Annotated in this window: 16 protein-coding genes; 8 read left to right on the top strand and 8 right to left on the bottom strand. The window is 63.5% G+C overall.

Annotation, left to right across the window (positions count from 1 at the left end):
* The first annotated feature begins 145 nt into the window (after positions 1–145).
* Both trhP and H9K76_RS07370 read left to right on the top strand, forming a co-directional pair.
* Entirely contained in the window at positions 146–1,519 is a 1,374-nt protein-coding gene (gene trhP, locus H9K76_RS07375; protein ID WP_187599188.1) for a prephenate-dependent tRNA uridine(34) hydroxylase TrhP, read from the top strand.
* Positions 1,520–1,589: 70 nt separating this feature from the next.
* Positions 1,590–2,531, top strand: a complete 942-nt coding sequence (locus tag H9K76_RS07370) for a plasmid replication/partition related protein (RefSeq protein WP_246475368.1) — start codon at positions 1,590–1,592, stop codon at positions 2,529–2,531.
* 37 nt (positions 2,532–2,568) lie between these two features.
* Here H9K76_RS07370 and H9K76_RS07365 read toward each other — a convergent pair whose 3' ends face one another.
* From H9K76_RS07365 to H9K76_RS07355, 3 genes are all read right to left on the bottom strand, one after another.
* Positions 2,569–3,714, bottom strand: coding sequence for a CaiB/BaiF CoA transferase family protein (locus H9K76_RS07365; RefSeq protein WP_187599186.1), 1,146 nt, complete (start codon positions 3,712–3,714; stop codon positions 2,569–2,571).
* Positions 3,715–3,773: 59 nt separating this feature from the next.
* Complete coding sequence (locus tag H9K76_RS07360) at positions 3,774–4,772, bottom strand: Bug family tripartite tricarboxylate transporter substrate binding protein (protein WP_187599184.1); 999 nt, start codon at positions 4,770–4,772, stop codon at positions 3,774–3,776.
* 76 nt (positions 4,773–4,848) lie between these two features.
* Positions 4,849–6,546, bottom strand: coding sequence for an acyl-CoA dehydrogenase family protein (locus H9K76_RS07355; protein ID WP_187600504.1), 1,698 nt, complete (start codon positions 6,544–6,546; stop codon positions 4,849–4,851).
* A 164-nt stretch (positions 6,547–6,710) separates the two neighbouring features.
* Here H9K76_RS07355 and H9K76_RS07350 point away from each other — a divergent pair, with 164 nt between their 5' ends.
* Together H9K76_RS07350 and H9K76_RS07345 are read left to right on the top strand one after the other, a co-directional pair.
* The gene (locus H9K76_RS07350; protein WP_187599183.1) at positions 6,711–7,643 is read left to right on the top strand and encodes a LysR family transcriptional regulator; all 933 of its coding nucleotides are present in this window, start codon (positions 6,711–6,713) and stop codon (positions 7,641–7,643) included.
* A gap of 382 nt (positions 7,644–8,025) precedes the next feature.
* Positions 8,026–8,319: a hypothetical protein gene (locus tag H9K76_RS07345; RefSeq protein WP_187599181.1), complete on the top strand. Its 294-nt coding sequence runs from the start codon at positions 8,026–8,028 to the stop codon at positions 8,317–8,319.
* Positions 8,320–8,493: 174 nt separating this feature from the next.
* Here H9K76_RS07345 and acnB read toward each other — a convergent pair whose 3' ends face one another.
* From acnB to H9K76_RS07320, 5 genes are all read right to left on the bottom strand, one after another.
* On the bottom strand, positions 8,494–11,079 hold the full coding sequence (acnB, locus tag H9K76_RS07340; protein ID WP_187599179.1) for a bifunctional aconitate hydratase 2/2-methylisocitrate dehydratase: 2,586 nt from the start codon (positions 11,077–11,079) through the stop codon (positions 8,494–8,496).
* 146 nt (positions 11,080–11,225) lie between these two features.
* Complete coding sequence (locus tag H9K76_RS07335; RefSeq protein WP_187599178.1) at positions 11,226–11,843, bottom strand: hypothetical protein; 618 nt, start codon at positions 11,841–11,843, stop codon at positions 11,226–11,228.
* 60 nt (positions 11,844–11,903) lie between these two features.
* Entirely contained in the window at positions 11,904–12,920 is a 1,017-nt protein-coding gene (locus H9K76_RS07330; protein WP_187599176.1) for an HpcH/HpaI aldolase/citrate lyase family protein, read from the bottom strand.
* The gene (locus H9K76_RS07325) at positions 12,917–13,165 is read right to left on the bottom strand and encodes a hypothetical protein (protein ID WP_187599174.1); all 249 of its coding nucleotides are present in this window, start codon (positions 13,163–13,165) and stop codon (positions 12,917–12,919) included. Before H9K76_RS07325 ends, H9K76_RS07330 begins: the two co-directional genes overlap by 4 nt.
* Before the next feature lie 20 nt (positions 13,166–13,185).
* Positions 13,186–14,172 (bottom strand): malate dehydrogenase, encoded by a 987-nt coding sequence (locus H9K76_RS07320; RefSeq protein ID WP_187599173.1) that lies wholly within the window; start codon positions 14,170–14,172, stop codon positions 13,186–13,188.
* Positions 14,173–14,410: 238 nt separating this feature from the next.
* On the opposite strand from H9K76_RS07320, the gene H9K76_RS07315 reads away from it, so the two are divergent.
* The 4 genes from H9K76_RS07315 to sdhA all read left to right on the top strand — a co-directional run bounded on the left by H9K76_RS07315 (position 14,411) and on the right by sdhA (position 18,013).
* Complete coding sequence (locus tag H9K76_RS07315) at positions 14,411–15,202, top strand: GntR family transcriptional regulator (RefSeq protein WP_187599171.1); 792 nt, start codon at positions 14,411–14,413, stop codon at positions 15,200–15,202.
* Positions 15,203–15,335: 133 nt separating this feature from the next.
* Positions 15,336–15,758 carry a succinate dehydrogenase, cytochrome b556 subunit gene (gene sdhC, locus H9K76_RS07310; RefSeq protein WP_187599169.1) on the top strand — a complete coding sequence of 141 codons (423 nt, stop codon included), beginning with the start codon at positions 15,336–15,338 and terminating at the stop codon, positions 15,756–15,758.
* A 50-nt stretch (positions 15,759–15,808) separates the two neighbouring features.
* Positions 15,809–16,174 (top strand): succinate dehydrogenase, hydrophobic membrane anchor protein, encoded by a 366-nt coding sequence (sdhD, locus tag H9K76_RS07305; protein ID WP_187599167.1) that lies wholly within the window; start codon positions 15,809–15,811, stop codon positions 16,172–16,174.
* Between the two features lie 33 nt (positions 16,175–16,207).
* A complete protein-coding gene (gene sdhA / locus H9K76_RS07300) occupies positions 16,208–18,013 on the top strand; it encodes a succinate dehydrogenase flavoprotein subunit (RefSeq protein WP_187599165.1) in 1,806 nt (601 codons plus the stop codon).
* Positions 18,014–18,040: the final 27 nt, after the last annotated feature.

The raw sequence follows: 18,040 nt of genomic DNA, 5'->3' as shown, positions 1-18,040 counted from the left end.
GATTGTGCTGTGACGCCTGCCGAGGGCCAATGCGGAAATTCCGAAGCCTGCCATGGGGCCATCCGAAGCCTTGCAGGCCTTCTGTCCATGGCCGAAAAAACATCACGCAACGAACCTGCGCCCAGTTCTGGGAAAATAGCGGCCTATGACTCTCAAAGCCCCCGAACTGCTGCTGCCTGCCGGCTCGCTCGACAAGATGCGCGCCGCCTACGATTTCGGCGCCGACGCGATCTACGCCGGCCAGCCGCGCTACAGCCTGCGCGCGCGCAACAACGAATTCCGCCTGGAGCAGATCGCCCAGGGCATCCAGGAAGCACACGCCCGGGGCAAGAAATTCTTCGTCACGAGCAACCTGATTGCGCACAACGACAAGGTGCGTACCTACATCCGCGACATCACGCCCGTGATGGAGCTGAAGCCCGACGCGTTCATCATGGCCGACCCGGGCCTGATGATGATGGTGAAGGAAAAATGGCCCGAGGCCGAGATCCATCTCTCGGTGCAGGCCAACACCACCAACTGGGCCACGGTGAAGTTCTGGCAGAAGGCCGGCGTCTCGCGCATCATCCTCTCGCGCGAGCTGAGCCTCGACGAGATCGAGAAGATCCGCCAGGAATGCCCCGACATGGAAATCGAGGTCTTCGTGCATGGCGCGCTGTGCATCGCCTACTCGGGCCGCTGCCTGCTCTCGGGCTACTTCAACCGCCGCGACCCGAACCAGGGCACCTGCACCAATGCCTGCCGCTGGGAGTACAAGACCCACGACGCGGCCGTTGACGCCAACACCGGCGAGGCCCTGGCCCAGACCATGGAGAACGGCTTCAACTTCGAGAAGGCACGCGAGGAAGCCGACTCGATGTTCACCTCCACCTGCGGCAATGGGGAGCGCCATCCCAAGGCCGAGCAGGTCTACCTGATCGAGGAAATGGGCCGCCCCGGTGAACTCATGCCGATCATGGAAGACGAGCATGGCACCTACATCATGAACTCCAAGGACCTGCGTGCCGTGGAGCACGTGGAGCGCCTCGTGAAGATCGGCGTCGACTCGCTCAAGATCGAAGGCCGCACCAAGAGCCTGTACTACGTGGCGCGCACGGCGCAGGTCTATCGCCGCGCGATCGACGACGCGGTGGCCGGCCGGCCGTTCAACCCGAACCTCATCACCGAGCTCGAAGGCCTGGCCAACCGTGGCTATACCGGCGGCCTGCTGGAGCGCCGTCCGTCCCAGGACTACCAGAACTACGAAACCGGCCACAGCGTGCTGCAGCGCAGCCATTTTGTCGGCGAGGTGCGTGGCTACGAGAACGGCCTGGCCGAAGTCGAGACCAAGAACCGCTTCCAGGTGGGCGACACGCTCGAGATCATCCACCCCCAGGGCAACCGCCAGGTCAAGCTGGAGAAGATGTTCAACCTCGAGGGCGAGCCCGTGCAGGTCGCGCAAGGCAACCCGGTGCGCGTGCGCATTCCACTCGAGGGCCCCGTCGAGGGTGCGCTGATCTCGCGCCTGCTGACCGCCTGATTCCGCTTTTTTCTTCCGAATCCGCAAAGGCCCTGCATCAGGGCCTTTGTCCTTTGCCCTTTGTTTTTCAATGCCCTACGAACTGCCCGCCAACGCCAACCCCGAGAACAAGCTGGAAAACCCGACGGCCGATGACATCGTCGTGCTGCCGGAACTCAAGGCCTACATCGATCCCCTGACGCCCGACGAACACGAATCGCTCGAGCGCAGCCTTCTCGACGAGGGCTGCCGCGATTCGCTGGTGCTGTGGGGCAACATCCTGATCGATGGACACAACCGCTTCGGCATCTGCCAGAAGCATGACCTGCCCTTCCACACCGTGCAGAACACGCGCTTCCAGAACATGGAGGATGTGCATCTCTGGATGATCAACCAGCACCTGGGTCGCCGCAGCGTGAGCGAGTTCCAGCGTGGTGTGCTGGCACTGCGCAAGCGCGAGATCATCGCGGAGCGCCGTGCCGCGGCGGCCGCTGCCGTCGTCGCCGCCAGGGCCGAGGCCAAGGAAGCCAATGGCGGTGAACAGGCCCCGTGGGAAGGCGACACCGACCCGGTGGTCTCCAAGGCGCTCGCCAGCGTGCCCAAGGTGCCCGATGACGCGCTCGACACGCGCGAAGCCCTTGCCCGCGCGGCCCGCCTGACCGCCACGCAGGTGAAGATGATCGAGGCCATTCAGGAAAATGCCGCACCGGAAGTGGTCGCCGCAGTGAAGGCCGGTGAACTCTCGCTGAATGCCGCGGCCGTGGTCGCGACGCTTTCCCAGGAAGAGCAGGCTTCCGCTGCTCAGGGCGGCGCCCAGGAGCTCAAGGCAGCGGCCAAGCGCGTGCGCGACTCGAAGAAGAAGCCCAAGGCCGAAGCGACCGCAGCAGAAGACGAGGCAGGCACCGACAGCGAAGCAGCGCCCGCAAAATCCGCCGAGGAACTCGCCCGGCGCGTGGCCGAGCTCGAAGCAGAAAACGAACGCCTGCGCCAGCAGGTCAAGGCATTGCAGGATTTGCTGGCCGAGCAGGTGTAAAAAGCGGCGGCCAACCCCGACCTCTCGTCGCGCGGCTTCAGCCGCCGTCGCTGTCCAGGAAATCCGTCCCCTGCGACAGCGGCGCGTACCGATAGGTCGCCGGTGTCCGGCTGAGCTTCACCGGCGCGCCCAATCCACGGTATTCACCCATCCTGACCACCATCTCGCTGTGTTGCGTGTGCGGCGCCTCCAGCGCCTGCTCCACGTCCAGCACCGGCGCGGCGGGCACGCCGATCGCCATGAGCTCATCGGCAAGCTTCACGCCATCGCGGCTTGCCAGCAACCCCTCGAGCAGTGCCTTGAGCGCAACACGGTTGACCGAGCGCTGGCCCGCGGTGGCGAAACGCTCATCGCCGCCGAGTTCCGGCGCGCCCAGGTGTTCGCACATCAGCCTGAACTGCCGGTCGTTACCCACCGCCAGGAAGATCGGTGACGTGCCCGTGCTGACCACATCGTAGGGATAGATGTTGGGATGCGCATTGCCGGTGCGTCTGGGAATCTGGCCGTTCATGAACCAGTTCGCCGCATGCGGGTGCAGCAGCGACAGGCCCGAATCGTAGAGCGAGGCGTTGATGAGTTGTCCCTGGCCGCTTCGCGCTCGCTCGTGCAGCGCCAGCAGCACGCCGATCACCGCGTTCATCCCCGTGACCATGTCGACCACCGGAAGCCCCACGCGCAGCGGATCCCCACCGGCCTCGCCGTTCACGCTCATGATGCCTGCCATCGCCTGGATCGCCGCATCGTAGCCCGGCAGCGCGCCGAGCGGTCCGTCCTCGCCGAAGCCGGAGACGCGGCACCAGATCAGATGCGGAAACTCATGCTGCATCTGCTGCCAGCCGATGCCCCACTTCTCCATCGTTCCGATCTTGAAGTTCTCGACCACCACGTCGGCCTCCGCCATGAGCTCGCGCACGCGCTGCTGACCTTCGCCCCCGGAGAGATCGAGGAACTGGATGCGCTTGTTGCGATTGAGCCCGTAGTAGTACGAGGCCACGCCATCACGGTACGGAGGCCCCCAGGTGCGGGTGTCGTCGCCTTGGGGGGGTTCCACCTTCAGCACGTCGGCACCATGGTCGCCCAGGATCTGCCCGCAGAGCGGGCCGCCGAGTATGCGTGAGAGATCCAGCACCCTGATGCCCTTGAGCGCTCCCCTGTTGACCTGTTGTTCGTCGCTTGTCTGCATGGGCCGGATCCTGCTGGGTTCGTTGGCTTATTGGGATGGTGCGGATGAATACGCGTGGATCAATCCAACTGTACGCCAGAGGTCTTCACGACGGAAGACCAGCGCGTGACCTCGCTTTGAATGAAGCTGCCCAGGTAGGCCGGCTTCCGGTCAGACGAGGCCTCGAGCCCCTGGTCGGCAAACATCCTCTTCACCTTGTCGGAATCCAGCACCCGCGTGAACGCCTGGTTGAGCGCCTGCACCCGATCCTCGGGCGTGCCTTTCGGCGCGACGACGCCGAAGAAGACGCTCACGTCATAGCCCTTGAGACCCTGCTCCGCGATCGTGGGAATCTCGGGCATCGCGCTCGATCGCCTGGCAGTCGCCATGCCGAGGGCCTTCACCTTGCCAGCCTTGATGTAGGGCATCGCGGTAAGGATGTCGGTGAAGGTCATGTCCACCTGTCCGGCCAGAAGATCGTTGAGCGCGGGCCCCGTGCCCTTGTAGGGCACGTGCATCAGGTGCGTGCCGGCCAGCTCGTTGAACATCACACCCGCCAGATGCGACGACGCGCCATTGCCCGACGATGCGAAGCTCAGCTTGTTCGGCTGGGCCTTGTCGAGCGCGATGAGTTCCTGCACGTTCTTCACGGCAAGGCTCTCGCGCACGATCAGCACGTTGGGCAGGTAGCCAACGTACACGACCGGTGCGAAGCTGGTCCGCGGGTCGTAGTTCATCTTCTTGTACAGGCTCTGGTTGATGGCCAGGGGACCCGACGTGCCGAAGAGGATCGTGTAGCCATCGGGCTTGGCGTGCGAGACGTATTCGGCGCCGATGTTGCCTCCTGCGCCGGCACGGTTCTCGATCACCACGCTCTGCCCGAGCACCTTGGTGAGTTCCGCGCCCAGTACGCGTGCCATGGCATCGGTCGGGCCACCCGGCGGGAATGGAACGACGAACATGACCGGGCGGTCCGGGAATTTTTCAGCGGCCGCTGCAGAGTTCGCCATCGGCAGGATGGCGGTAGCAGCACAGCAGAGCGCCAGAAGAAAGGTGTGGAATGGGCGTTTTTCGAGCATGTCTTGTCTCCTTTTTCCTGAATTTCTGGATATCGCCTGTTGATGCATGGAAGCGCGCAGGCAGGTTGCGCCGCGCCTACACCCACTCGGCCGGAATGGCGGCCTGCGGCTCCATCGGGTCGCGCGGCAGAATGCGATGGATGAGCACCAGTTGAGACAGGCGCAGGCGCTCTGTCGACGACGTCCGGCTGGACTCCCAGGCCATCGCGATGGCAGTGGTGCAGTGGTAGAGCACGGAGGCCGCCTGGCGTGCCAGCGCATCATCGCGACGCTCGGCCACCTGCCTTGCGAAGGCGCATGCGCGCTCCAGTGCATCACGCAGGGCCCGGTCGTATGCGGGCTTGAGCCCGGTGTCGGCCAGCAGCCCCTGCAGATGCTCCTGCAGCACCGGCAACGATCCCTCGCGCTGGATGGCGCGCATCACGTCGAGTGCAACGATGTTGCTCGTGCCTTCCCAGATCGAGCCGAGGTGCGCGTCGCGCACAAGACGCGGATCGCTCCACTCCTCGATGTAGCCGCAGCCGCCACGTACCTCCATCGCATCGCCCGTCACCTTGCGTGCATCGCGGCAGGCGCGGAACTTGATCATCGGGGTGAGGATGCGCAGCAAGGCATACGCCTGCCTGTCTCCGGCATCCGAGCGCATCAGCGCGCTGGCCGTCTGGAACACCATGGTGCGCGCCTGCTCGGCCGGAACACGCAGCTTGTCGAGCTGGCGCTGCATCAGCGGCATGTCCTCGAGCCGCTGGCGGAAAGCCACGCGCTCATGCGCCACGTACTCGGCTTCGGCCACGGCGCGGCGCATCATGCCCGCCGAGCGCACGCCATTGGACAGGCGGGAGTTGTTCACCATGTCGGCCATCTGCACGAAGCCGCGACCGCGCTCGCCCACCAGGTAGGCACGCGCGCCGCTCATGCGGATCTCGCCGCTCGCCATGGAGCGCGTGCCGAGTTTTTCCTTCAGGCGGATGATGTGGAATGCGTTGGCGCTGCCGTCGTCGAGCACGCGCGGCAGCAGGAACAGCGAGATGCCCTTCATGCCCGCGGGATCGCCCTCGACGCGCGCCAGCACCATCGCGAACTCCGCATCGGGATTCGAGCAGAACCACTTGTCGCCGACCAGGCTCCACGAGCCATCGGCATTCGCACGGGCCAGGGTCTGCGTGTTGGAAATGTCGGAGCCCGCGGCCTGCTCGGTCATGAACATCGCACCCTGCGCCTGCGTGTCCCAGTCCAGCGACAGCAACTGAGGCAGGTACTTCTCGACCAGCTCCGGCGTGCCGAATTTCCTGAGCGTGCGCGTCAGCGAATCGGTCATCGAGAGCGGGCAGCACAGCCCGAACTCGGCCTGCACGAAAAGATAGGTCAGCGCGTACTTCACGATCGGCGGCATCCGGCCCTGCCAGCCCAGCATGTCGTCGCGATGGGACATCGCCTGCAGGCCGAATTCGCCGTAGGCGATGCGCTCCATCTCCTCATAGGCGGGATGCTTGATGATGCGCTGGCGGTCCTCGCCCGAGCGGCTGCGATGCTCCAGCACGGGCGGGTTGCGGTCCGCTGTCATCGCCAGTTCATCGAGGCGTCCTCCGGCAAGCCCGCCCATGCGGCGGAAATGCGGCTCAAGATGCCGGAACAGCGCTTCAGGCAGATACAGCCGAAGCAGCGATTGCAGCTCGGGATCGGTATCGTAGAAGTTTGCACCGTGGCGGTCGGGAACGGGGTGCTGCGCGGCCGCGGCGGTTCGAGCCCCCGCCGTGGCGGCCAGCTCAACCATTTCTGCCACGGCGGGCCTGTCAAAAGCGGACATGTCGGTCTCCTCTGAATGCACCCGCGTGCAGCCGGTGTCTGGAACCTATTTCATCTCCGTCAATGATTCGCGTCAAATATTATTAAAATCTTGAACCATAGGTTTTACGAATTCTGTTAGCGAGGCTTGCCATGGTCGAACTGCGCCTTCTCCGTTACTTTGTCGCGCTTGCCGAAGAGCTTCATTTCGGACGTGCAGCCGCGCGGCTGTCCATTTCCCAGCCACCGCTGAGCGTAGCCATCAAGCAACTGGAAGACACGGTGCAGGCACAGCTGTTCGAGCGAAGCAGCAAGGAAGTGCGGCTCACCACCGCGGGTGAGCACCTGCTTCCCAAGGCCCGGCAGGTGATCGCCCTCACCCGGCAGGCCGTCCAGGAGACACGCGACGTGGGCCACGGCGTGCGCGGGCATCTGCGGGTCGGCTTCGTCGGCTCCAGCCTGTACAGGGGCGTGCCGCAAGCCCTTGCGTCGTTTCAGGCACGGCATCCGAACGTGCGGGTGGACATGCTGGAGCTCAACAGCGCCGAGCAATTGCAGGAGTTGCAGCAGGCCCGCCTGGACCTCGGCCTGGTGCACTCGGTCATGCTGCCCGATGGCCTCAGCAGCCAGTTGCTGATGAAGGAGCCCTTCATGGCCTGCCTGCCCGAGGACCATGCGCTCGCAAGGCACGATCAGATCGATCTCGCCGATCTGCAAGGCGAGCGGCTGATTCTTTTTCTCAGCCAGGTCTCACCGCTCTACCACCAGCGCATCTACCAGATGTGCCAGGCGCACGGTTTCTCGCCCGAGATCCGGCACGAGGTGCGGCATTGGTTGTCGGTGCTGTCGCTGGTGTCGCTGGGGCAAGGAGTGGCCATCGTACCCGCAGCCCTTGAGCGCGTGGGCATGCCCCGTATCGCCTTCCGGCCAATTGCCGGAGAGCAGACCGTATCGGAGCTATTGGCCGTATGGCGCAGAACGCCGGACAACCCGTTAGTGGCGTCGCTCGTGGCCTGCCTCGGCGAGGCCATCGATCAGTTGTCGACGGGCACGGATGCGGGTGATGTCGTCACGGAAAAAATCTGAAGCCGTGGGCTCCATGAAGGATCGGAAGCAGCCGAGGAGACTGCCTTCCGAAAGCCCTCAGTTCAAAGCCACTGCACGAAGTGGTCCCAGACGGAAACCAGCAGCGCCTTGCATTTGTTCAACCGGATCATGTGGATTCTCTGCGCTTGATCGCAGACTCAATGAATGAAACATCGATTGTATCAATAAGCAACTTAATTGATAACAAATGTTGAAAAATCCAAACCGCCATGGACACTGAATAGCTATCTGTTATTAGCAGCAGGCGTGCACCCTACGACTCCCTCATGCAAGCCCTTGCGTCAAGATTCACACAATTTACTGTACAAAACAACAGTAACAAAGGATACTGATAACTGTCTATTTATACAGTTATCAAACCATGGAAGTAGCCATCGTCATTGAAGTCACCCTGCAGGATTGCGACGGAATCGACGTCGTCTTGAAAGAACGCGCCGAGGCCCGGTTCATCCGCGAGATCGAGCGTTGCTTTCCCGAAGAGCAAGGCATGCTCGACGCATGGCGCGCGTTCATGGATGCCTCGGAAGGCGGGGAGATCACGCCGGAACAGGAACGGCTCGCGCGCTCCTGGCTGAAGGCTTTCGACAAGGCCAGGCAAGCCGGTTTTCAGGGCATTTCCGTGGAGGAGGCTTATTTCGATGTGAGCATGGGCTGATTGGTTGCGCGGTCTGCGATGGGGTGTTCTGCTCCCTAAAACCAGACCCCATGGCAACAAAAAACCCGCCGAGGCGGGTTTCTTGCTTCGCCAGAGATGGCCTGGCAGGGGCGCTAGAGCAGTTTGACGATCTCAGCGCGGAGTGGAGCGGAGAGATCGTCAACACACCCCACATTACACCTTGGCAGCCACTTCCGCGTACTCTTCGATCTGGTCGAAGTTCATGTAGCGGTAGACGCTGGCCTTGTCGGCATCGATCACGCCCATTTCCTTGAGGTACTCTTCCTTCGAAGGCAGCTTGCCCAGACGCGATGCGATCGCGGCCAGTTCGGCCGAGCCCAGGAACACGTTGGTGTTCTTGCCCAGGCGGTTCGGGAAGTTACGCGTGGACGTGGAGATCACGGTCGCGCCTTCACGCACCTGCGCCTGGTTGCCCATGCACAGCGAGCAGCCCGGCATTTCGGTACGCGCACCGGCGGTGCCGAACGCGGCGTAGTGGCCTTCCTTGATCAGCTCGTTCTGGTCCATCTTGGTGGGCGGGGCCACCCACAGCTTGACCGGAATGTCGCGCTGGCCGCCGAGCAGCTTGGCCGCTGCGCGGAAGTGGCCGATGTTGGTCATGCACGAGCCGATGAAGGCTTCATCGATCTTGGTGCCAGCCACTTCGGACAGGAACTTGGCGTCGTCCGGATCGTTCGGGCAGCAGACGATAGGCTCCTTGATGTCGGCCAGATCGATCTCGATCACGGCGGCGTACTCGGCATCCTTGTCGGCTTCGAGCAGATCGGGCTTGGCCAGCCAGGCTTCGACCTTCTCGATGCGGCGCTCCAGCGTCTTCGCGTCTTCGTAGCCGTCGGCGATCATGTTCTTCATCAGAACGATGTTCGACTTCAGGTACTCGGCGATCGGCTCCTTGTTGAGCTTGATCGTGCAGCCTGCAGCGGAGCGTTCTGCCGATGCATCGGAGAGTTCGAACGCCTGCTCCACCTTCAGGTCCGGCAGGCCTTCGATTTCGAGGACCTTGCCCGAGAAGATGTTCTTCTTGCCGGCCTTGGCAACCGTCAGCAGGCCTGCCTTGATCGCGTACAGCGGGATCGCGTGCACCAGGTCGCGCAGGGTCACGCCGGGCTGCATTTCGCCCTTGAAGCGCACCAGCACGGACTCAGGCATGTCGAGGGGCATCACGCCGGTCGCGGCACCGAATGCCACGAGGCCGGAGCCAGCAGGGAACGAGATACCGATCGGGAAGCGGGTGTGCGAATCGCCGCCGGTACCGACGGTGTCAGGCAGCAGCAGGCGGTTGAGCCAGCTGTGGATCACGCCGTCACCGGGACGCAGTGCCACGCCGCCGCGGTTGGAGATGAACGCAGGCAGTTCGCGGTGCGTCTTCACGTCCACGGGCTTCGGATAGGCCGCGGTGTGGCAGAACGACTGCATGACCATGTCGGCGGAGAAGCCCAGGCATGCCAGGTCCTTCAGCTCGTCGCGGGTCATCGGGCCTGTGGTGTCCTGCGAACCCACGGTGGTCATGCGCGGCTCGCAGTACGTGCCGGGACGCACGCCCTGGCCTTCGGGCAGGCCGACGGCACGGCCGACCATCTTCTGCGCGAGCGTGAAGCCGGCCTTGGATTCGGCAGGCGCCTGCGGCAGGCGGAAGGCGGTCGATGCGGGCAGGCCCAGCGCCTCGCGGGCCTTGGCGGTCAGCGAACGGCCGATGATCAGGTTGATGCGGCCGCCAGCGCGCACTTCGTCGAGCAGGACGTCGGACTTGAGTGCGAAGTCGGCGATCTTCGTGCCGCTCTTCTCGATCTTGCCGTCGTACGGGAAGATGTCGAGCACGTCGCCCATTTCCATCTTCGAGACGTCCACTTCGATCGGCAGCGAGCCGGAGTCTTCCTGGGTATTGAAGAAGATCGGAGCGATCTTGCCGCCCAGGGTCACGCCGCCGAAGCGCTTGTTCGGCACGAAGGGAATGTCTGCGCCCGTGGCCCAGATCACGCTGTTGGTCGCGGACTTGCGCGAGGAGCCGGTGCCCACCACGTCGCCCACGTAGGCCACCAGGTGGCCCTTCTTCTTCAGGTCGTCGATGAACTGCATCGGGCCGCGCTTGCCGTCTTCCTCAGGCTTGAACGCCGCGTCGGGACGGGTGTTCTTGAGCATGGCAAGGTAGTGCAGCGGGATGTCGGGACGGCTCCATGCATCAGGCGCCGGCGACAGGTCGTCGGTGTTGGTCTCGCCCGGCACCTTGAACACGGTGACGGTGATCTTCTTCTCGACTTCGGGGCGCGAAGTGAACCACTCGGCATCGGCCCAGCTCTGCATCACTTCCTTGGCCTTGGCGTTGCCGCCCTTGGCCTTGGCAGCCACGTCGTTGAAGTAGTCGAACATCAGCAGCGTCTTCTTCAGCGCCTCGGCTGCCACGCTGGCGACTTCCGCATCGTCCAGCAGTTCGATCAGCGGATGCACGTTGTAGCCGCCCACCATCGTGCCCAGCAGCTCTGTGGCCTTGGCCTTGGAGATCAGGCCGACCTTGATGTCGCCGTGGGCCACGGCAGCCAGGAACGAGGCCTTGACCTTGGCAGCATCGTCCACGCCCGGCGGAACGCGGTGCGTGATCAGGTCCAGCAGGAACGCATCTTCACCAGCAGGCGGGTTCTTGATCAGCTCGATCAGTTCGGCGGTCTGCTTGGCGTCCAGCGGCAGGGGTGGAATGCCCAGTGCGGCGCGTTCGGCCACATGGTCACGGTAGGCTTTCAACATGTCTACTTCTCCGGAAGGTTTTGGTTTTTGATGAATGGGGCGGCTCGACAGGCAAGGCTCACGCCCGCCACCCGGTCGGTGGCAACGCAAACCCGCCATCCAATGGCTAGGAAGGAGCGCCGGACTTGGCCAGGGCGCTCCCGTACTTACTTCAGGCCTTCCAGCAGGTTGGGCTGAGGATTGATCTTCATGTTCTCGGCAAAGGCGACCTGGGAAGGTGTCCTGCACTCGTCGGCCATGCGCTGGCCCTGCTTCTGGTTCAGCAGCATGGACTTGTTGGCAATCTGCACCCAGACCGCACCCGCCTTCTGGTCTTCGAGGCGGATCGCGCCGGTCGAGGTCAGCACGGGCTGCATGTGGTACTTGAAGCCCTTGCCCTCGACGTTGAAGCGGCCCGGATTGCGCTCATCCTTCTCGATGGACACAAAGGCGCCCAGCTCGCACGGAATGCGGCCGGTCTCTACGCGTTCGGAAACAGCCAGCTCGTCGGGAGTCAGCGCCGCCTCGGCAGCCATGAAGCCGGATGCCACCTGGCTTGCAGCGCTCTTGAGCTGCGTGCGGCTGCTGGCGGGCTTGGCGGGTGCCTTGGCCGTGGTTGTCTTCTTGGCAGGGGCGGCCTTGGCGGTCGTGGTGGCCTTTTTCGTGGCGGCGGGCTTGGCAGCGGCCTTGGCGGCTGGCTTGGCCGCAGCCTTCGCTGTGTCGCCCTGAGCGAATGCAACGGCGGGCGCCAACAGAATCAATGCGGTGGTAATGAGGGTCTTCATTGCGACTCCTGCTATGGAAAAACGAGTGAATGGGGAGGTAAACGCATAAAAATAACCGATTTATGCGACAGCACTGCCACCATCCGTTACAAACCATCCCCGTGCCTGCTCCGGAAGCACGCGGCCGGTCTGGTGGGCACGATCGAGCACCTGCCAGAAATAGCGGTAACTCGCACGGTCGTGCAGAACGCCGTCTTCGCTGATCGGAGCCCAATCGGCGGCGACGGCGGCGGTAATGATGCGCGCGGCGCGTGCGATCTCCGCATCGTCGGGCGCAAGCGCAGCCAGGATCGGCCTGATCTGCGCGGGGTGGATGCTCCACATCCGCGTGTAGCCGAATTCACGGCTCGCCCTGCGCGCGGCGGCCTGCATGGCATCCGCGTTGCTGAACTCGGTGACCACGCAGTGCGACGGCACCTTGCCATGGGCATGGCAGGCCGAGGCGATCTCGAGCTTGGCACGCACCACCAGCGGATGCTCGAACTGTCCGGCAGAGGTCATGCCCGACGCAGGGATCGCACCCCCATGGGCCGACACGAAGTCCATCAGGCCGAAGCTCAGGCTCTGGATGCGCGGGTGCGATGCAATGTCGAACGCGCGGTGCACGGCGGCCGGGGACTCGATCAACGCGTGCAGCGGCAGCTCGCGCGCACCGGCGGCATCGAGGGCACGCACAGCGGTCTCCACATCATCCAGCGACTCCACCTTGGGAATCATGATGTGGCAGAGGCGGTCCCAGGCCTCTCCCGCGATCGTCGCCACATCGTTGGCGAACGCGGGATGGTCTACGGTGTGCACGCGGGCGGCGACACGGGCGCCTGGCGCCGCCTCGCGAGCCAGCCGCGCCACGAGCGCCGCATGTTCGCGCTCGAGACCGACGGGAGCGCCGTCCTCGCAGTCGAGCGTGACGTCGAACACGCAGTGGCCGAACTCCTCGCGCATCTCCTGCTGCAGCTGCAGGCTCTTGCGCATGCGCACTTCCACGCCGCTGTAATGGTCGCAGACGGGAATGGCCTGCCGGCCCGCCTGGGCTCCCAGCAGGACGGTGGCAGGATGAACGTGCGCAGCAGTGCTCATGACGCTTTCAAGGCGAGGCCAAAAATAAGATCGGGTGTCGCGGAGGACACCCAATCGGAGGAATGCAGGGTTTGGAGCCCCATGCCGGACAGGTGCCGCACGGCACCGGCCGACAGGGGCTCCCTCGAGTCCAGAACCAGATCCTCTCCCGGACCGGAACCCGCGCCAAGCCCCACGCCGTAGGGCACGGCACATGCCGGTGCGCGCATAGTGCGGCGGTCGCTGGAGTGGGTGGGCTGGTTCATGAACTCGATGGACAGCCGGATTACAGCAGGTGCTTCACGCCGTCCTGCTCGCCTTGCAGCTCGGCCAGCGTCTTGTCGATGCACTCTTGCGAGAATGCGTCGATTTCCAGGCCTTCGATGATCTTGTACTCGCCGTTCTCGGTGGTGACCGGGAAGCCGAACACGATGCCGGCGGGAATGCCGTACTCGCCGTTGGAAGGCACGCCCATGGTGACCCACTCGCCCTTGGTGCCCAGGGCCCAGTCACGCATGTGGTCGATGGCGGCATTGGCAGCCGAGGCAGCCGAGGACAGGCCGCGCGCAGCAATGATGGCGGCGCCGCGCTTGCCCACGGTCGGCAGGAACACGTCCTTGTTCCAGACCTGGTCGTTGATCATGTCCTTGACGGACTTGCCGTCGACCGTCGCGAAGCGGTAGTCGGCGTACATCGTGGGCGAGTGGTTGCCCCAGACGGTCAGGTGCTTGAGATCGCCCACCTTGAAGCCGGCCTTGGCAGCCAGTTGCGATGCAGCGCGGTTGTGGTCGAGGCGCAGCATGGCGGTGAAGTTCTTGGACGGCAGGTCCGGGGCCGACTTCATGGCGATGTAGGCATTGGTGTTGGCGGGGTTGCCGACCACCAGCACCTTCACATTGCGCGAAGCCACTGCGTTCAGGGCCTTGCCCTGGGCAGTGAAGATCTGTGCGTTGGCGGCCAGCAGGTCGGCGCGCTCCATGCCCGGGCCACGTGGACGTGCACCCACGAGCAGGGCGTAGTCGGTGTCCTTGAATGCGGTCATCGGGTCGCTGTGTGCCTCGATGCCGGCCAGCAGCGGGAATGCGCAGTCTTCGAGCTCCATGATCACGCCCTTCAGCGCATTCTGAGCCTTTTCGTCAGGAATTTCGAGCAACTGCAGAATGACCGGCTGGTCCTTGCCCAGCATTTCGCCGGAAGCGATGCGGAACAGCAGTGCGTAACCGATTTGACCAGCGGCGCCAGTGACGGCAACGCGAACGGGCTTCTTGCTCATGAATAGAACTCCAAAAAAGTGAGGACAGTCTGTGTTGGTGCCAGGGTGCACCAGCTCTGAGGAAATCCAGCCCGTGCCCCGCAATAACAATCACCGAGTTTACCGCTGATTGATTGAGAGGGTCAATTTGTCTTATGTCTTATATAAGATATGATGACGACCAACGATTTCAACCCCGGCTCACGCCGGCACGTCACCCCGGCGTCTTTCTCCGGACCAACGACTTCAGCCCAACGGAATGGCATCCAGCTCCACACCCTCTGCCCTGTCATCCACCGCCAATGCGGCGGGCAGCGGTGTGTCCACCCCCGCATTCAGCCCGCTGTACCAGCAGATCAAGGGACTGATCCTGCACAGCCTGCAGCACGGAGAATGGAAACCCGGAGAAGTCATCCCCAGCGAGATGGACCTCGCGGCACGGTTTCGCGTGAGCCAGGGCACCGTCCGCAAGGCGATCGACGAACTGGCCGCCGAAAACCTCCTGATGCGCCGCCAGGGCAAGGGCACGTTCGTCGCCACCCATGCCGAGCGCCAGGTGCAATACCGCTTCCTCAAGCTGACGCCGGACACCGGCGACGCGGGCGAGGAAGGCCCGGCCCAGCGCACCATCCTCGAATGCAAGCGCAGCCGCGCATCGGCGGACGTGGCGCGGGCACTGCAGGTGCGTACCGGCGATCCGGTCATCCAGGCGCGGCGCATCCTGTCGTTTGCGGGCGTACCCACCATCCTGGAGGACATCTGGCTGCCGGGCCAGGCTTTCAAAGGGCTGACGGCAGAACAGATGGCCGAGTACCAGGGCCCCACCTACGCCATGTTCGAGCTCGACTACGGCGTGCGCATGGTGCGCGCCGATGAGAAGATTCGCGCGGTTCTCCCCGACGAGGACCAGGCGGCCCTGCTGCTCGTCTCGCAGCAGACCCCCCTGCTGTCCGTCGAGAGACTCGCTTTTACCTACAACGATGTTCCAATGGAGTTACGCAAGGCGCTCTATCGAACTGACACACACCACTATCACAATGCACTGAGCTGACACCGGGGTTCTCCTCAACGCAGGAGTGTGGAATAAGCAATCACCACACCCCAGTGACATTGCGTTGCAATAGAATTTTGGGTTGTCCGCATCAGCGATTACAAAGCAGTTACATCCACGAAAGCACTCTGACATGACTGAGCAAGCCAAAAAGCGGCCTGAGTTCCGCAATATCAACGTATTCAAGGACCTGCCGACCTACCGCCTGCCTCCGGCCGGCGTGCTGTCGATCATGCACCGTGTCAGCGGCATGATCATGTTCTTCCTGCTGCCGTTCATCATCTGGATGTTCGACAAGTCGCTTTCCTCGGAAATCTCCTACGGCGATTTCACGTCCGTCTTCCACGGCTCCTGGGGCTGGCTCGCCAAGCTGGTGTGCCTGGCCCTGATCTGGTCCTACCTGCACCACTTCTGCGCCGGCGTGCGCCACCTGCTGATGGATGTGAACCACCACATGGTCACCAAGGAATTCGGCAAGTCTTCCGCCCTCGCCTGCTTCGCGATCAGCCTGGTGCTGACCGTGATCCTCGGCGCCAAGTTGTTCGGCCTGTTCTGATCGGCCACTTCTTTCTTCTTTTAATTCCCTCACGATAAGGAAAAAGAACCATGTCCGTGAATTACGGCTCCAAGCGCACCGTGGTTGGTGCGCACTACGGCATCCGCGACTGGCTGGTCCAGCGCGGCACCGCCGTGCTGATGGCACTGTTCACCATCGCCCTGCTGGCACGCGTGCTGATGATCTCCGGCCCCATCGGCTACGACGGCTGGGCTGGCGTGTTCGCGCCCCAATGGATGAAGTTCCTGACTTTCGCCCTGATCGTCTCGCTGGCGTGGCACGCCTGGGTGGGTGTGCGTGACGTCTGGATGGACTACGTTCCCGCCACCGGCCTGCGTCTGGTGCTGAACGTTTTCACCATTGTCTGGCTGGTTGGCTGCGCAGGCTGGGCGTTCCAGGTCCTGTGGCGTCTGTAATCGAGACACGGTCTCCACGATTGAAGGTTAAGAATGAGCTATACAAAAGCAAATATCACCAAGCGCAAGTTTGACGTCGTGATCGTCGGCGCTGGCGGTTCCGGCCTGCGCGCTGCGCTGGAACTGTCTCGTGCAGGTCTGTCCGTGGCCTCGCTGTCCAAGGTGTTCCCCACCCGGTCGCACACGGTGGCGGCGCAGGGCGGCGTGTCCGCGTCGCTGGGCAACATGTCCGAAGACAACTGGCACTATCACTTCTACGACACCATCAAGGGCTCCGACTGGCTCGGCGACCAGGATGCCATCGAGTTCATGTGCCGCGAAGCCCCGAACGTCGTGATCGAGCTCGAACACTTCGGCATGCCGTTCGACCGCAACCCCGACGGCACGATCTACCAGCGTCCCTTCGGCGGCCATACCGCCAACTACGGCGAGAAGCCCGTGCAGCGTGCCTGCGCGGCTGCCGACCGTACCGGCCACGCCATGCTGCACACGCTGTACCAGCAGAACGTCAAGTCCAAGACCAACTTCTTCGTGGAGTGGATGGCACTGGACCTGCTGCGCAACACCCAGGGCGACGTGGTCGGCGTGACCGCCATCGAACTCGAGACCGGCGACCTGTATGAGCTGCACGCCAAGGCCGTGCTGCTGGCCACCGGCGGTGCGGGCCGCATCTTCCAGGCGTCCACCAACGCCTTCATCAACACCGGCGACGGCCTGGGCATGGCCGCTCGCGCGGGCATCCCGCTGCAGGATATGGAGTTCTGGCAGTTCCACCCCACCGGCGTGGCCGGCGCTGGCGTGCTGCTGACCGAAGGCTGCCGCGGCGAAGGCGCGATCCTGCTGAACAGCGAAGGCGAGCGCTTCATGGAGCGTTACGCTCCAACCCTGAAGGACCTGGCACCGCGTGACTTCGTCTCGCGCTCGATGGACCAGGAAATCAAGGAAGGTCGCGGCTGCGGTCCGAACAAGGACTACATCCTGATGAAGCTCGACCACCTGGGCGCGGAAACCATCCGCAAGCGCCTGCCTTCCGTGGAAGAGATCGGCCACAACTTCGCCAACGTCGACATCACCAAGGAACCCATTCCCGTCGTGCCGACCATCCACTACCAGATGGGCGGCGTGCCGACCAACATCCACGGCCAGGTCGTGGTGTGGGACGGCCAGCAGAACCAGGTGGTCAACGGCCTCTACGCCGTGGGCGAATGCTCCTGCGTCTCGGTGCACGGCGCCAACCGCCTGGGCACCAACTCGCTGCTCGACCTGCTGGTGTTCGGCAAGTCCGCGGGCAAGCACATCGTGCAGTTCGTCAACGGTTTCGGCGACCACCACGAAGTGCCTGCCGACGCGTCGGAGCGCACCCTGGCCCGCCTCAACCAGCTCGATGACTCCAAGGAAGGCACCTACGCCCAGGACATCGCGGGCGACATCCGCGCCACCATGCAGCAGCACGCCGGCGTGTTCCGTACGCAGGCCAGCATGGACGAAGGCGTCACGAAGATCAACGCCATCCGCGAGCGCGTCGGCAACGTCACGCTCAAGGACAAGTCCAAGGTGTGGAACACCGCGCGCATGGAAGCCCTGGAAGTGGACAACCTGATCGAAGTCGCCCAGGCCACCATGACCTCCGCTGCCGCCCGCCACGAATGCCGCGGCGCGCATACGGTGTATGACTACGAGCACCCCGCCGACGACCCGAACTTCCCGCTGGGCCGCAACGACAAGGAATGGCTCAAGCACACCCTGTGGAACAGCTCCGACAACAGCCTGTACTACAAGCCTGTGAACCTGAAGCCCCTGACAGTGGAGAGCGTGCCTCCCAAGGTCCGCACGTTCTAATCCAGCAGCCCACGACAAGAGATTCAA

It is taken from the genome of Diaphorobacter ruginosibacter, assembly GCF_014395975.1.
Taxonomy (GTDB): domain Bacteria; phylum Pseudomonadota; class Gammaproteobacteria; order Burkholderiales; family Burkholderiaceae_C; genus Diaphorobacter_A; species Diaphorobacter_A ruginosibacter.
The sequence above is the reverse complement of the archived record's forward strand: the minus strand, read 5'-3'. Positions and strand labels throughout refer to the sequence as shown.

Bases quoted from the DNA above. Each gene is read 5' to 3' on its own strand.
- trhP (WP_187599188.1), top strand. From the start codon at position 146: ATGACTCTCAAAGCCCCCGAACTGCTGCTGCCTGCCGGCTCGCTCGAC.
- H9K76_RS07370 (WP_246475368.1), top strand. From the start codon at position 1,590: ATGCCCTACGAACTGCCCGCCAACGCCAACCCCGAGAACAAGCTGGAA.
- H9K76_RS07365 (WP_187599186.1), bottom strand. From the start codon at position 3,714: ATGCAGACAAGCGACGAACAACAGGTCAACAGGGGAGCGCTCAAGGGC.
- H9K76_RS07360 (WP_187599184.1), bottom strand. From the start codon at position 4,772: ATGCTCGAAAAACGCCCATTCCACACCTTTCTTCTGGCGCTCTGCTGT.
- H9K76_RS07355 (WP_187600504.1), bottom strand. From the start codon at position 6,546: ATGGTTGAGCTGGCCGCCACGGCGGGGGCTCGAACCGCCGCGGCCGCG.
- H9K76_RS07350 (WP_187599183.1), top strand. From the start codon at position 6,711: ATGGTCGAACTGCGCCTTCTCCGTTACTTTGTCGCGCTTGCCGAAGAG.
- H9K76_RS07345 (WP_187599181.1), top strand. From the start codon at position 8,026: ATGGAAGTAGCCATCGTCATTGAAGTCACCCTGCAGGATTGCGACGGA.
- acnB (WP_187599179.1), bottom strand. From the start codon at position 11,079: ATGTTGAAAGCCTACCGTGACCATGTGGCCGAACGCGCCGCACTGGGC.
- H9K76_RS07335 (WP_187599178.1), bottom strand. From the start codon at position 11,843: ATGAAGACCCTCATTACCACCGCATTGATTCTGTTGGCGCCCGCCGTT.
- H9K76_RS07330 (WP_187599176.1), bottom strand. From the start codon at position 12,920: ATGAGCACTGCTGCGCACGTTCATCCTGCCACCGTCCTGCTGGGAGCC.
- H9K76_RS07325 (WP_187599174.1), bottom strand. From the start codon at position 13,165: ATGAACCAGCCCACCCACTCCAGCGACCGCCGCACTATGCGCGCACCG.
- H9K76_RS07320 (WP_187599173.1), bottom strand. From the start codon at position 14,172: ATGAGCAAGAAGCCCGTTCGCGTTGCCGTCACTGGCGCCGCTGGTCAA.
- H9K76_RS07315 (WP_187599171.1), top strand. From the start codon at position 14,411: ATGGCATCCAGCTCCACACCCTCTGCCCTGTCATCCACCGCCAATGCG.
- sdhC (WP_187599169.1), top strand. From the start codon at position 15,336: ATGACTGAGCAAGCCAAAAAGCGGCCTGAGTTCCGCAATATCAACGTA.
- sdhD (WP_187599167.1), top strand. From the start codon at position 15,809: ATGTCCGTGAATTACGGCTCCAAGCGCACCGTGGTTGGTGCGCACTAC.
- sdhA (WP_187599165.1), top strand. From the start codon at position 16,208: ATGAGCTATACAAAAGCAAATATCACCAAGCGCAAGTTTGACGTCGTG.